This is a genomic window from Noviherbaspirillum sp. Root189 (assembly GCF_001428545.1).
GTDB lineage: Bacteria > Pseudomonadota > Gammaproteobacteria > Burkholderiales > Burkholderiaceae_D > Noviherbaspirillum.
Window position 1 is genome coordinate 1 of the sequence record NZ_LMHZ01000022.1, and the last position, 14,162, is coordinate 14,162.

Here is a 14,162-nt window from a genome sequence, read left to right on the forward strand (position 1 = left end):
TTACCTCCACCGCTGCTCCGGTAGCTTCCGGCGGGAGCACTTCGCCGGGCGGGGCTTCCACCCGCTGGAACTACATCGCCTTATCACGGCGCACACCCGCAGCAGCCAATCTTTGCGCGACTACTGATTTGCTGAAAACGCCATCTGCTCGCTCGTCGGCAGATTTTCATCGGGCGCTCGCAAGCAATTTACCGGTGCGCAGACCATTCCAGAAGCATGTCGATCGCTATGGCAAGTTGCCCTGCAGAGCCCCGGTACTCGCCTGAACCCTGTGCTATCCCCTCGCGGGTATACCACTCGAAAAACGCATCGTCTCGCAGCACACGGTCCAGCATTGGGGCAATCTCCTGGTAGGCAGCGGCCGCCTGTCCGTGTGCAACCATCTGTTGAATAATACGGCCGCCGAACCATGGCCAGTCGCCACCGTTCTGGTACACATATTCTGCGCCCATGTAGTCTTTATTCTGAAAGAATCCTGCGGGATAGGATGGATAGAGAGAGACGCCAACGGTCCCCGAGCCGGAGTCGTTCTTGTTTTTGATCATCCGGGTAAAAGCTTGTGTGACTTCCGCTGGCTCAAGCAGGCCAGCCTGGATCGCTACCGCTGTCCCCCCTTGGAAATAAATTCGGGACTCGTCAAAAGCCGACGGAAACGGCGATCCTCGATCAAGATAAATGTGCGGCACAAACTGCTTGCCGTTCCACAGGTGAGTCCGCACCGCGGCGCGTAATTCACGCTCCCTGACAGCCCAGGCGCTGGCGTCGCGTCCCGCTTTACTTAATAGAGTTTGCAGGTCGGCCAGTGCCAGCGTCAGCATTGCGTTGTCATAGATACTCAAGCTTGGATGGCTGGCCGCATTCAGGTAGACACCCGGGGTATCTTCGGGTTGTACGTCGCCCCAATCCGCGCGCGTGCCGCCGAACACTAGACCGTAACCGTCGGCAAAGCGCTGCTTGTACAGGAACATGAGTGCGTGTTCGAGGCGCTCAATCACGGAAACACCGCGAACATCTTCTACCAGAAACGCCGTGTCACCGGTCATTGCGATGTACTTTCCGACCGCCTGGACAAGCGAGCTTTCCTGGTCACTTTCGACCGTGGCTTTGAAGGTTGAACCGTCATGCACGGTGATTCCATCGACGACGTTTCCATCGTCTCCCTGATGCTCCAGGAACTGTTTGAGCTGGGATCGCACTTTTTGTGCTCCCTGCCCTTCGATTGCAATTTCAACAAATGTGTTGAGATCCCGGATAAACACGGCCGGATAACCACTGCCGGCGGTAAGCTCCCTGGCTGCAAGCTGCCGGGCCTTAGCGCGCACAAGAGGAAGTCGCGTATCGTTTCGTATGGAATTGGCGAGCCTTGACTCATCTGATATTTCCTCCCCTCCCCCACACGCAGAAAGTAAGAGCGTAAAAACAAAGGTCAAGAGACGAGGCGAGGCTGGCTTAAAAGAAAACATTGGCTTGAGCATGAGAAACGGCATTAAGAGCGTTTCCATGATGCAAAAGTTCAGTGTTTTATCTGTTTTACTTTTTATAGAACGAGTTGCGTTAATTCTGCCAATAACCTCGCATCCACACGGTGCGTTGAAGTACCTACCTCCAGGTTCTTTTAAAAAGTACGCCTTCTCTCTAATACCGACGATACTGGTAAGCAGGGGCGAGTCCATCGCGGAGGCAATGGCGGCTCGGCCGCATCACTGGGTAGAAGCTCTATTGAGATAGCTGGCAAACGAAGTAAATATTGACGTTGTAAAATGCGCTGATGACCAAGATCGATTCTCTACTTTCGGGCCTGAGAAACAACGGCTACGCTTACGCTGCCGATTACATTGAAGTACTTCAAGCCGAGATTAAGTTTCGCCAGGAGGCGGAAAAAACCTTGGCCGCCAGATATCAAGAAGCACTTGGCGAGCAAGCTGCCCTACAGGAGCAGTTGGCTGTCTTGCAGCACCAGAACGCGGATGCCAGAGCCGCAGTGAACGCACTCATTTCCGCAAAACCGTATGAACGGACGAACGCAAGGCATGCCTTAGAAGATCCTGAGACGGCTCTCTATCACCTTAGGAAACTCCTCGCGGATGAAAATTACGCTGCGTCGTTTGAAGACACGGCATCCTATCGCGAAGCCCTACTGCAATTTATTCCAGATCCGGAATAGGCGTCGAAAGCGCATTATTTCATCGGTATGTTTTTAAACTTGTCATCAGCATCCTCGAAAGTGATCCATGGTGCGCTAATGGACGCACGTGTCGCACCTATATCTACAGGAAGGTCAGATAGCTCAGCCGATCTTTCAAATTTTTTGTTCAAGCCATTCACAGCGGTTCAATTAAGAACCTGCCCGATACATGCTACGACTTGATCGCATTCATTCGCTTGGTCTAGCATTCCTGCTGAAGTCTTTCGGCAAGGGTGCCAATGGCAGCGCATGCGCGAACCTACGCATACCGTCCCGGCTAAGGATCGGCTAGCTTGGTGAAGATTGACGGTTGCATCAAGCAAAATCAGGCGGGGCTTGCACTGGATCGGGCGCATTGTATTTAGCCCGAAGACCCCGCACTGCATCCAAGATCCGATCTCGGCATACGCGTACGTCGTCGCGATCATCCGACCATGAATTGAGGTCCCAATTACAGCCATCTGCATCAGGTTCATGCACATATGCCGAGGCAATTTTTACGTCCCGACATTCCTCGTGCTTCTCCATCTCAGCAGCAATCAAGGCGTTGATTTGCTCGATTGAAACAATCTGACGTGTCATTCCGGCCTCCTTGGTTGGTCACGTTTCTGAGAGCCTCCCAGACAGCGACAACACTGATACGGTGTTCGACAAGGAAGGCAGCGAACCGGTCTGGTCGCGTTACCTCGACGGGCACATGTGACGTTATTCCGGCGGCATGCCAGCTCCACCCACGTACCGGGCGGTCCTTTCGTAAGGCCCGAGAGTGCAGTATTTACTCACTGGGATTAAGGGACTGAAGCTGTGTGTACAAGTGCATTTTGCGGTCATGTACTTCCTCCATATGCTTAGTAGCTTCCATGGCTTGGGCCATACCAAGTTCCGCAGCAGGAATTACCGAATTGATGGCTTCAAGCTCCTCTTCTGTTGCCTTCCTGAATTCTTCCATCAAGGCCTTGAATTGGTCACTAATGATCATCTGTACCTCCAAAAAGAAGGGGAAATCCTAGCATGAAAGAACGCCTATCTTTTTAAGCCATTGAAGTGATCGCCTGGACGGAAAAATACAAATAAGTGAAAGCAAAAGGACTTCAGTAAAAACTTCGCATATCAACATCTTCAACTAAGCAAAGTTGCTGATTAAGGCAGCACTCCTTGTGATTTTCGGTTATTGCCTTATAGAAATACTCAGTTTTATAATATAACGGCTTTGCAATTCGTCAATGACATCCCAGTGATTTGTAAATGCCTGTGCAAATCACTTCACCACAGAACAGGAGTAACAATGGCGCTTACCAGCCAGCAGAATGAATTAGTTAAACTCTACGTCGCCGGATTTCTTCGAGCGCCAGAAAAAGGCGGCTTTGAATACTGGTCATCATTGCTTTCCGCAGGAAAGAGCATGGCGGAGGTGGCTGACATCATTTTCAAGTTACCGATCGTCGAGCAGGTATATCCGGCTGGACTGTCCAACGCCGATTTTGTGACCAAGATTTATCAGAATGTCTTCAATAAAGCCCCTGATGCGGGTGGCTTGGCATACTGGACTGATGGTTTAGATAAAAGCGGACAGCGTGGCCAACTGGTTCTCGACATGATCAATGCCGGGATGAATTCGCCTGAAGGCACGCCTGGAAAAGCCTTTATCGTCAATCGTGTTTCTACTGCCAGCTTTGCTGCGGAAGTACAGATTTTGCAGCAAAAAGAGCTTGCACCTGATACGCTCAAATCCCTTCTCGCCCAAGTGACGGACAGTATTAACTCCGTGCCGGCTGTCAATGCGGCTACGAATACCGAGCTGGCGAATGTGGTTGGCGCCGTTGCTAAAGCTTTCGCAATTGAGTTCATAGATGCCGCGATCCACTGGCAGATCGACAAAAAGTCGTACATCATGGAAGGTTTCGACGGTTTGGAAATACAGCCGGGCACAACACATACGGGATTCGCAGATCTGTTTTCGATGGACCTTCATCCGGATGTGTCACCGACGACGCCGGGATACATCACGGTGCAGTTATACGGCGACAATAACCATAACTGGAAACTGACTGCGAGCGACATGGCGGAGTATGTACAAGTGCTGGAGACTGACGCCTACATCAATCGCTCCATTACCTACCAAGAAACGCAAAATTTTGACGCCTACCTCCAAGATACCTTAGCGTCGGCCAGCGTCTACGATCTGCTTGTCGCACAAGGGCCGCAGTTGCCGGCTTTCTGGTTTTAAAGCCATTTCTTTCTGACCGTACTGTCGTCCCGGACGCATTGTCCGGGACACTAGATCACCGATGCCCGCACGCCGCGTTGAATAGGATTCTTATTGCATTGTTGGTTCTTGGTCCATCAACTAGGCATCGCGGTGCAGATCAGATGGCCGACTCGCGTGGGGGTCTCGGCAAGCAACTCAGCACACGCCGTTTGATTTATTAAGAAATGAAGTGATTACGTCCAAGCAAAGTTTTGCAAAGTTGCAAAAGTGACGATTTGGGCGTAGTGCCAAACAGGAACGCGCGATTTTACGCGGTGTCGTTTCGAACTTAGGCGAATAGAAAAGCCGGAAAGCCTTGAACTTAAATTTAGTGGCTTCACAGCAAACTGCGGGATAAATCGTGAAGCTATTTGGTGCCCAAAAGAGGACTCGAACCTCCACACCTTTCGGCACAGCGACCTCAACGCTGCGTGTCTACCAATTCCACCATCTGGGCATTCCACAGATTGTCATGTCCATGCGCATACAACAAAACCACATAGGACCAATAGAAAGGGATTGAGGAAATATCCACAATCCCTTTCCTGACAAATACTGGTGCGGCTGGCAGGAATCGAACCCACGACCCCTTGGTTCGTAGCCAAGTACTCTATCCAGCTGAGCTACAGCCGCAAAGCGCAGGAGTGTAGCACGCGGGCCGCAAAATCGGAAGCCCAGTCATGGTGGCAATATTCCGAACTTGCCATGTCGTTGTACGAAGTCGAGCCAGCATGGCCGCAATAGCTATTCGTTTATGTAGCATTTAACCGAGCCCTCCAGACATCGCCAGAATTTTGATCGGGACATAAACCGAGTCGCTGGTTGGCAAGCTCCAAGCGTGTTGTATCAGGTTTTTCCTGCAACCAGTTCACCCGGCGTCATCCCCATCTGCTCGCGAAACGCGGCAACGAAAGCAGACATGCTTTCATATCCGCAGGCCAAAGCCACGTCGGTCACGCGCTCACCACGTTCAAGCAACGGTAAGGAACTGAGCAGCCTTGACCGCTGCCGCCAGCGCCGGAAGCTCAAGCCTGTTTCCTGGACAAATAAGCGGCTGAGCGAGCGTTCCGACAGCTGCATTTGCCGGCTGTAGTTGGAGAGACTTTTGCGACTATCCGGTTTTGCCTGCAGTTCCTCACACAACTTTCGGAGACGCCGGTCATTCGGCCACGGTAGAGCGAGGTCGGCTTCCGGTGCCGCAGCTAGCTGATCAAGCAGGACGCGGACGAGCCGTCCATCGCTACCCTCTTCGTCGTATTCAACGCGAAGCTCGCTAAATGTGCGGATCAGTTCGCGCATCAATGGTGTTACCACGAGTACCCGGCACGCAGGATGACAGGCAACCGCATCCGGATCGATGTAAAGGCTTCTGATTTCTGTATCCGGCGCACTGCGCACGGCGTGCGATACGCGCGCGGGTATCCAGATTGCACGATGTGGCGGCGCGACGAAGCGCCCTGTTGCGGTGGATACTTCAATGACGCCACGAATTGCATATGACAGTTGGACCCACTGATGAGTATGCCGGTGTCCGATAGCAACGTTTGGGAGGCCCTGAGCACTCCCAAAGACCGGCCTAGGCAACGCAGTCAATGCTTCAAGCTCGGTCTGAGAAACAACGGGCGTGTCCGATTGGCGATGTTTCATATCAGTTTAGCGATAAACGTTCGCAAAACAACACGGTAATGTATTACTAATGGCCCTGCAAGCAGGTTTTATATTTGATTTTATGGTTCTCATGTCACGTCTGCGTTCCTTGTTTGACAACTTCACCGTGTTACTTATCGTGGTGATCGCTGCCGCCAGTTTCTTCCCGGTTTACGGTAACGGTGCGGTGATCTTTGAAGCCGTAACAAGCTTTGCCGTCGCTCTCCTCTTTTTCATGCATGGAGCCAAACTGTCACGGCAGGCGATTATTGCCGGCGCGATGCATTGGCGGCTGCACGCGCTGGTTTTTGGATTTACATTTGTGCTTTTCCCCGCTATTGGATGGGCTCTTAAGCCTGTTCTGGAACCCTTGCTTGGCGCGGGCCTGTACATGGGGATCCTTTATCTGTGCGCGTTGCCGGGAACCGTTCAGTCCGCAATCGCATTTACCTCACTTGCCCGCGGCAATGTCCCGGCAGCCGTATGCAGTGCGTCCGCATCCAGTCTAATCGGGATTGTCGTTACACCACTTTTGCTGAGCGTCCTTCTTCACACAAACGGCACGGGGCGTTCTACCGTGGACGCCATCCTTCATATCGCGGTTCAGTTGCTGTTGCCTTTTCTGGCTGGTCATCTTCTACGGCCATGGATCGGGCAGTGGATCGAACGGCATCGTTCAACGCTGGCTCGCGTGGACCAGAGTTCAATCCTGCTTGTGGTCTATACCGCTTTCAGTGCATCCGTGATCGGTGGCCTTTGGCAAGTGGTGCCGCCTTTGGCGTTGATCTCATTGACGCTGGTATGCTGTTTTTTGCTTGGCCTACTGCTTTTTGTGACGGCGACCATCTCCCGCTCATTAGGGTTCAGCAAGGAAGACGAGATCACGGCCGTTTTCTGTGGATCGAAAAAGAGCATGGCCACCGGTGTCCCCATGGCACACATGCTGTTTGCGGGTGCTTCGATCGGTCCGCTCCTGTTACCGTTAATGATTTTTCATCAGATCCAATTGATGGCCTGCGCGGTGCTGGCACAGAGATACGCGCGGCGCAATGATGCATCGGATGCCGGAGCGGCATTCGCCAAGTAAGTCGCTAAGTAAGTCCGGGTTGCCGGACAAGCCGCGTGTGCTGGCGACAGTCAGTTGTTTTCTGCGAGGTGAAAAATGAAGCAGCTCCGAAAACGTCTGCCCGGGGAGAGCATTGTGGGAACCATCGAGTCCCCACCGACTGCAAAACATTTTTTACGAACAACGGATGGCAGGGTTCCGTTCAAGCTTCCCGCACAGCACGGAACTACGGTCTCAGAATTCATTATCCGACGAACAGGTAGTACCAATACTGTAGGCAAGTTCCTGCTTGACCGGTACAACGACCGGTTACTATGGACTGCGACGCGCCCCATACTTCTCTGCAGGGCAGATAAACGCACTTACCATCGAAAGATCCTTGTCCCGGTTGATTTTACGGAGAGAGCGAGAATTGCAGCCGAGTTCGCTATCGCCTGTTTTCCTTGCGCCCAAATTGTTTTTCTGAACGCGTTTCAGGGGCCTGAGAATTCCTTGCATGAGACTAGTCATGCATCAGGGGATGTTCGTTCGCAACGTCTGAGTTCTCATGAGCAGGCAATTGCGAAATTAGTGCACTTCACCGATCAACTTCGTCCATTTGACAACCTGGTATCTCACGTTGCACATTTTGGCTCTACTTTTTCTGTGATCGCTAATTACGCCACCAGGATGGACGCGGACCTGATACTTATCGGCCCTCAAGAACAGCTTTGCCTGAAGGATCTACTGTTTAGAAGTGCGGCATCACGTATCGCAAGCTGTACCAACGCGGATGTGCTGGTTGTGCCGCGCCGAATGAGCGAGCAAGGCATCTCTCCGGCGGTTCCCAATGGTACCGCACGCGAGCGCCAACGGATAATGCCCACGCTGTCCTCTTACTAACTCTAACCATCGTCCGCAAAACGCTGATGCAATCCCGGCGCATAATGACATTAGTATCGTGCAGATGCACTGCGACCATGCATTGCAAACATAGCAACTTCACAGAAAGGGTGGCATGGACACGAAGAAGGCATTACTCGACTTGACGCGAGCACTGAGGAGTCTGCACCAGGCATTGGTGAAAGTTGTCCAGAAAGACTATGAGCGTGAATGGGGACAGGTCGACCCCAGCCAGTTGCTACAGCTGTTGACCCGCCATCCGCAGTTCGAATGGCTGCATGGGCTTAGCGAATTTATGGTTGATGTCGATGCCCTGAGCGATGCTGAGATTATCGATGAACCGAGCGTTGTCGCAATCTACGCCCAAGCGCGCCGACTGATATCGTCCGACGATGATAGTCCCCTGGAATTCACCAGGCGCTACCTGGACGTTCTTCAAAACGATCCGGCACTGATAATCGAACATGCAACAGTACGGCGCATTCTTGATAGTCTTTAAGACGGGTCGCCTATCTGATATATCGACGGTCGCACTTTTGCAACTCCGGCAACGCTTTTTGTTTTAGGAAGGTCCTCATATGGCATGATGTACGGGGGTGTCAATTAAAAAATACGTCTTATCAAGCTTTTGGCGGCGGCGTTGTGCCGTAGAATGCAGTAATATTGATGTAAAGCAACTTAGTGGTGTGTCGTCAGCGAATCCAGCAATCCAAGCAGATCCTGTCTACTGACTAACCAATTCACAATCGGCATGACATCACAACCCGACGCAGTCGCCAACACCATATCAGGATTGAAAGTCCTGGTCCTTGAAGACCAATCCTTCCAGCGCAACCTGCTGGTTGGTGTCCTTCATCATCTCGGCATCACCGCCGTCGAAAGCGCGGGTGACGGCTCCGCAGCATTGGATGCGCTGAAACGAACGCAAGGTGAATTTGACGTTGCCATCTGCGACCTCCGCATGGAGGGCATGGATGGCATCGAATTCATCCGCCGTGCGGCCAACTATAGCGTCAAGTCCTTTATTGTTACTTCTGCAATCGATACCGGTTTACTGGCTTCGGCCGAAGCGGTGCTGCGCAGCTATAACACCAGGTTGCTTGGCGTGCTTCCCAAACCGGTAAACATTGATTGTCTAAAAGGCATGCTGGCCGATTGCAAAAAGGCCAAGGTTCAGGAGATGGCGGCCCCTGCGAGTGCCGTCAAGGTGGTGCATACCACCTCAGAGATCCGTGAAGGATTGGCCAACAACCAGTTTATCCCCTACTTTCAACCCAAGTTCTGTCTTGAAACCGGCATGCCTAGTGGGGTCGAAATGTTGGCAAGATGGGCACATCCGGGTTTTGGCATTCTGTCACCTGCTGCCTTTGTGCCGGCGATGGAAGAAGCTGGCCTGATCGATGCGTTAAGCGACAGCCTGTTTTCACATGCCTTAACGTGCGCCAGGGAGTGGTCGCAGATTGGTTGCGATATCGGCATGGCAATCAACCTTTCGCCGTTAACACTGCAAAATACAGATATGCCGAACCAGATCGGCAGCCTCGTACGGCGCTACGGTATTGCTCCCGGCAGGATCACAATCGAAGTCACCGAGACCGCAGTGTCGCAGAACGTGTCAGGCCTGATGGAGTCGCTGACAAGATTGCGCATGCAAGGCTTCGCCATTTCAGTCGATGACTTCGGGACAGGATATTCGTCGCTGCTTCAATTGAGCGAAATGCCCTTTACCGAGATCAAGATCGACCGCAACTTCGTCTCCGGCGCAACCGAAAACCGAAAAACGACGCTCATCGCCGAGTCGATTGTCGACCTGGCGAAAAAACTGGACTTGCACACTGTCGCGGAAGGCGTGGAAACCCGCGCCGAGCTGGACTTCATCCGCAAGCTCGGTTGCGAGACCGGACAGGGTTACTTCCTTGCCAAGCCGATGAATCAGATGGACCTGATGAAGTTCCTCGCTTCGGCCCGGCGGCCTGGCTAGTCGCGGCGGATGACTACGGAATTTCGGGATTCGGGAAGCGGGTCCAGGACTGATTTTTCGGAAAGGGCGATCAAACGCCCTGAACTGGAACAAGCGGTAATCAGACTGGCACTCGGTCTCCTCCTGATTAGTTATTACACCTTCGGCACTTGGGGTTCGCCTCAGCGGCAGGATGCATGGTGGCTGGTCAACGACCTCATCATGGCGCTCTGGCTGGTTGTGTGTATCAGCATTATCGTCGCCATCCGTATCGGCAAGCCCTACAGCACCTTCCGCCGTATCGCCGCGGTCACGACCGATGTCGCCAATACGACTTACTTTATCTACGCGACTCCGGACCTTGCCGCGCCGCTATTCTGTCTTTATCTGTGGTTCATCATCGGGCACGGATTCCGGTTTGGCACGGCTTATCTGTATTACACACTGGCGCTGGCGTTTGCAGGATTTACAACCGTCGTGGCAACGCAGCCTTATTGGGATGACAAGCAGGCAGTCGGATTCGGACTGGCCATCGGCATGGTCGTGATTTCGCTTTACCTCGCTACGCTGGTTCGGAGACTGACGCAGGCACTCGCAACGGCAGAAGCGGCAAACCTGGCTAAACGTCGTTTCGTCTCGTCGGTCAGCCATGAAATGCGCACCCCACTGAATGCCATTATCGGCATGTCGGACCTGCTGCGGAGCACTGAACTGAATCGAGACCAGAAAGAAATGGTGCGTAGCCTGGACAGTGCGTCCAAGCTCTTGTTGGCGTTGGTCGATGATGTGCTGGATTTTTCGAAGATTGAAGCGGGCAAATTGACTGTTGAGGTCACCGCATTTGATCTTGCCACGGTGATCGAAGATACGCGCAGGTTGTTCAGGCATCAGGCAGAAGAAAAGGGTCTCGACCTGCGGATAGAAATACAGAGAGACGTACCATTGCAACTGTTAGGTGATCCGACTCTCCTGCGGCAGGTTCTGACAAATTTTCTGTCAAATGCAATCAAGTTTACAAGCCAGGGATCCGTGACCCTTCGCATTGCCGCACTGGCGGTGCAGGATACGCAAGCGCAGATCCTGTTCGAGGTCGAGGATACCGGTATCGGCATCAATCCCAAGGCTAAGGCCCATATTTTTGAAAGCTTTACACAAGCAGACCCGTCAACGACACGCAAGTACGGTGGGACCGGACTTGGCACCACAATTGCAAAACAGTTAGTCGAGTTGATGGGTGGGCGCATCGGCTTTCGTAGCGTCGAAGGCATGGGAAGCACTTTCTGGTTTGACTTGCGCTTTGGGCGTCATGACGCTACACATGCCCCTGCTTGCATTGCTGAGCCATCGATGACGTCGACCTCGGCGTCGCTGACCAGCTTACGCACGCCTGATTCATTCAAGCGCTGCGCAATCCTGATTGCCGATGATAACGAAACCAACCGCCGCGTGGTCGCTCAGATATTGAAACGCGCGGGACATCATGCAGAGTCGGTTGAGAACGGAGATGAAGTGCTCGAAATACTTGAGCAACGCACGTTCGATCTGGTAATCCTGGACATGAATATGCCGGACATGAACGGCATCGATGTCTTTCGCGCCTATCAGTACACGCGTCCCGCCGGTATTCGCTTACCCTTCATCATGCTGTCCGCCGACGTCAGCAACGAGCTTCAGCAAGAATGCCTGGACGCCGGTTTTGATGCATTCCTTCCCAAACCCATCCAGTCGGATGTCTTGCTCAAGACGATCGGTGCACTTGCCACTGCCATTCCGACCTCAATGCCTGAGCCTGCACTCGAACCGGGCACATCGGTGAGTAACTTTGTCGATTTTTCGACCCTGGATCAGCTTGACCGGATAAGTCACACCCGTGATTTTGTCGACGGCCTGATTGACGATTTTTCAACCGAAGCCGTAGTAATTATTTCGAAGATTGAAAAGGCACTGGCACTGCAGCGCCCCGCCGAAGCAAAACGCATTGCACATGCCCTGAAGGGCACCGCATTGGGTGTGGGCGCAATCGGCCTGTGCGCCGTCTGCGAACGCATAGATAAACTTGCCGTATCCGACCTTGTCGGGAACGCAGGACAGATCGTATCCGAACTGCGCAGTGCGCTCTCACGAACGGACGATTTGCTCGTTCCCTATCGCAGGACACGGCATGCCATGCCTTCATCGACGCGTCTTCATTGAGCGTCCTCTCTGATCAAACCACTCTTATCATCAACAAGAAACAACCGGGAACACCATGTCATTTTTCATTGAACTGATAGAAGCAACCGACACCAGCCGCCGTGAAATGGAAGCATTGCCTAAAGTACAAGACATGCTAAACGGCCGCATGACCGAAGAGGCCTACAAGGCCTTCCTGATGGACCTTTACCATATCGTCTGGCACTTCTGCCCCATCATGGCCACCGCGGCGAGCCGCTGCCCCGACGGGTTCATCGATGTACGTTATCATCTTTACCACAACATCGACGAAGAAAAAGGGCATGAGAATATGGTGCTCAGCGATCTGGGGCATTTCGATGTACCCGCCAGCATTGTAAAAGATGCAATGCCGTCTCCCAGCGTGCAAGCGATGATCGCTTATAACTACTACGTGTCGGAACGGGTCCATCCTTGCTGCGTACTCGGTATGTTGTACGTGCTCGAAATTATCTCGTCCGTATATGGCGGACAGGTCGCATCGTCGATAGCCAATGGTCTGAATAAACCCCTTCCGGATGGCTTTTCATTCCTCGAGTCGCATGCCTCAATGGATCTCGACCATATGGCCCGGCTCCGCGAACTGTTGCAAACCATCGAGGACGAGTCCGTGCAGAAGACGGTCATCAATTCGATTCATATGAATTTCTACCTGTTCAGCCAGTTCCTTTCGCAATAAGGCTTTCAGGTTTTTCGCTCTGCTGCCGGCGCACGGCCATCAACCAGCCGGCAGCACGATGGTAATTTAAACAACTGCATTCATTTAAGGCAAACTTCATTTACATTAGTCCCGCAGCACCAATTCTTAAAAAGGACTAAATAATGAATGCTTTAACTGATGTCAAATTCCTCCAGCCTCATCGTCACACTATCGGCAAACCTTACAAGCAGCTCGTCGTCGAATACGATCGCGAGACGAAGGCTGTGTGGACCTACCTGAACCCCACTGGCACTCCTTGCTTCAATCTGGGCCTGTTGAATGATTTGATCGATAACCATAAGTCATTTAATGCCAATGGCGGCAAGGCCATGTGCGAAGGCTCACTTGAGCCGATTGAGTACTTCGTCGGGGCGTCGAAAACGGAACACATCTTCAACTATGGCGGCGACCTTGCGTTATTCGTCTTACTGATCAAGTCCCGGGATCGCCAGGCACTGCTGCACTACGCCAAGATGTGTATCGACTGCCTGCATGGGCGGCTGACCAGTTACGATACGAACGCGGTGACGATTTCGCTTATACAGGGCGACGCACTCGGCGGCGGGTTTGAATCGGCGTTAAGCAGCAACGTGATCATTGCTGAAGAAAGCAGTCGAATGGGTTTTCCGGAAATCCTGTTCAACCTTTTCCCGGGAATGGGCGCGTATAGCCTGCTTGCGCGTCGCCTCGGCGCAAAAATGGCCGAAGAAATGATCTTGAGCGGGAAAATTTACAGTGCATCCGAATTGCACCAGCTTGGCCTGGTGGACGTGCTGGTACCCGATGGGCAAGGCGAAAACGCAGTGTACGACTTCATTCATACCAACAACCGCAAGAAGAACGGCATGCGCGCAATGTATGAATGTCGCCGGCATACCAATCCTGTTACCTACGATGAGCTCATGAACATCACCGAAGTCTGGGTGGACGCCGCCCTAAGGCTCGAAGACCGGGATCTAAAGATGATGGGACGACTTGTACGGTCGCAGCAACGTCAGCTCGCTTCACGCAAGGAAGGACAAGCTATTAATCCAGCCAACGACTTTGTGGAGTGAAATCCAGAAGATTTCCCCGTGTCGTATGCCTGAATTGGTCGACTGAGAACGCATACCAGTTTCAACCCGTAGCATAACCAGTAATATCGATGGTTCGCGTTATGGGTTGGGATTGGGCTTGGTATTGATATTGGTATTGCGTTCCCTGCAGCACGAGTTCTCGTCCCACCCACTTGCCGCAAGGAGCCGAAAGGCTTCGGCCCTTGCT

At 52.6% G+C, this 14,162-nt stretch carries 13 protein-coding genes and 2 tRNA genes; 9 read left to right on the forward strand and 6 right to left on the reverse strand.

Annotated elements, in window-relative coordinates; translation table 11 throughout:
- Positions 1–188: 188 nt before the first annotated feature.
- The gene (locus ASE07_RS13995; RefSeq protein WP_156396626.1) at positions 189–1,502 is read right to left on the reverse strand and encodes a hypothetical protein; all 1,314 of its coding nucleotides are present in this window, start codon (positions 1,500–1,502) and stop codon (positions 189–191) included.
- Positions 1,503–1,768: 266 nt separating this feature from the next.
- Here ASE07_RS13995 and ASE07_RS14000 point away from each other — a divergent pair, with 266 nt between their 5' ends.
- Positions 1,769–2,164, forward strand: coding sequence for a hypothetical protein (locus ASE07_RS14000; RefSeq protein WP_057291458.1), 396 nt, complete (start codon positions 1,769–1,771; stop codon positions 2,162–2,164).
- 336 nt (positions 2,165–2,500) lie between these two features.
- Here the strand turns inward: ASE07_RS14000 and ASE07_RS14005 are convergent, their stop codons facing one another.
- Complete coding sequence (locus ASE07_RS14005; RefSeq protein WP_057291459.1) at positions 2,501–2,767, reverse strand: hypothetical protein; 267 nt, start codon at positions 2,765–2,767, stop codon at positions 2,501–2,503.
- Positions 2,768–2,960: 193 nt separating this feature from the next.
- Positions 2,961–3,164 (reverse strand): hypothetical protein, encoded by a 204-nt coding sequence (locus ASE07_RS14010; RefSeq protein WP_057291460.1) that lies wholly within the window; start codon positions 3,162–3,164, stop codon positions 2,961–2,963.
- 306 nt (positions 3,165–3,470) lie between these two features.
- On the opposite strand from ASE07_RS14010, the gene ASE07_RS14015 reads away from it, so the two are divergent.
- Positions 3,471–4,412 (forward strand): DUF4214 domain-containing protein, encoded by a 942-nt coding sequence (locus ASE07_RS14015; protein WP_057291461.1) that lies wholly within the window; start codon positions 3,471–3,473, stop codon positions 4,410–4,412.
- Positions 4,413–4,805: 393 nt separating this feature from the next.
- On the opposite strand, the gene ASE07_RS14020 is transcribed toward ASE07_RS14015, so the two are convergent.
- The 3 genes from ASE07_RS14020 to ASE07_RS14030 form a co-directional block, all read right to left on the reverse strand.
- Positions 4,806–4,890: transfer RNA gene (locus ASE07_RS14020), tRNA-Leu, on the reverse strand.
- Between the two features lie 99 nt (positions 4,891–4,989).
- Positions 4,990–5,066, reverse strand: a tRNA-Arg gene (locus tag ASE07_RS14025).
- Between the two features lie 213 nt (positions 5,067–5,279).
- Positions 5,280–6,080: an AraC family transcriptional regulator gene (locus ASE07_RS14030; protein WP_057291462.1), complete on the reverse strand. Its 801-nt coding sequence runs from the start codon at positions 6,078–6,080 to the stop codon at positions 5,280–5,282.
- A gap of 91 nt (positions 6,081–6,171) precedes the next feature.
- Between ASE07_RS14030 and ASE07_RS14035 the strand changes: the two genes are divergently transcribed.
- The 7 genes from ASE07_RS14035 to ASE07_RS14065 all read left to right on the forward strand — a co-directional run bounded on the left by ASE07_RS14035 (position 6,172) and on the right by ASE07_RS14065 (position 13,954).
- Positions 6,172–7,167 (forward strand): bile acid:sodium symporter family protein, encoded by a 996-nt coding sequence (locus tag ASE07_RS14035; protein ID WP_057291515.1) that lies wholly within the window; start codon positions 6,172–6,174, stop codon positions 7,165–7,167.
- Positions 7,168–7,242: 75 nt separating this feature from the next.
- Positions 7,243–8,028: a universal stress protein gene (locus ASE07_RS14040; RefSeq protein ID WP_057291463.1), complete on the forward strand. Its 786-nt coding sequence runs from the start codon at positions 7,243–7,245 to the stop codon at positions 8,026–8,028.
- A gap of 115 nt (positions 8,029–8,143) precedes the next feature.
- Positions 8,144–8,527 carry a hypothetical protein gene (locus tag ASE07_RS14045; protein WP_057291464.1) on the forward strand — a complete coding sequence of 128 codons (384 nt, stop codon included), beginning with the start codon at positions 8,144–8,146 and terminating at the stop codon, positions 8,525–8,527.
- Positions 8,528–8,779: 252 nt separating this feature from the next.
- Entirely contained in the window at positions 8,780–10,009 is a 1,230-nt protein-coding gene (locus ASE07_RS14050) for an EAL domain-containing response regulator (RefSeq protein ID WP_057291465.1), read from the forward strand.
- Between the two features lie 9 nt (positions 10,010–10,018).
- Complete coding sequence (locus tag ASE07_RS14055; RefSeq protein ID WP_057291466.1) at positions 10,019–12,181, forward strand: ATP-binding protein; 2,163 nt, start codon at positions 10,019–10,021, stop codon at positions 12,179–12,181.
- A gap of 55 nt (positions 12,182–12,236) precedes the next feature.
- Positions 12,237–12,878, forward strand: coding sequence for a TenA family transcriptional regulator (locus tag ASE07_RS14060; RefSeq protein ID WP_057291467.1), 642 nt, complete (start codon positions 12,237–12,239; stop codon positions 12,876–12,878).
- Between the two features lie 143 nt (positions 12,879–13,021).
- Positions 13,022–13,954, forward strand: coding sequence for a crotonase/enoyl-CoA hydratase family protein (locus ASE07_RS14065; protein WP_057291468.1), 933 nt, complete (start codon positions 13,022–13,024; stop codon positions 13,952–13,954).
- Positions 13,955–14,162: the final 208 nt, after the last annotated feature.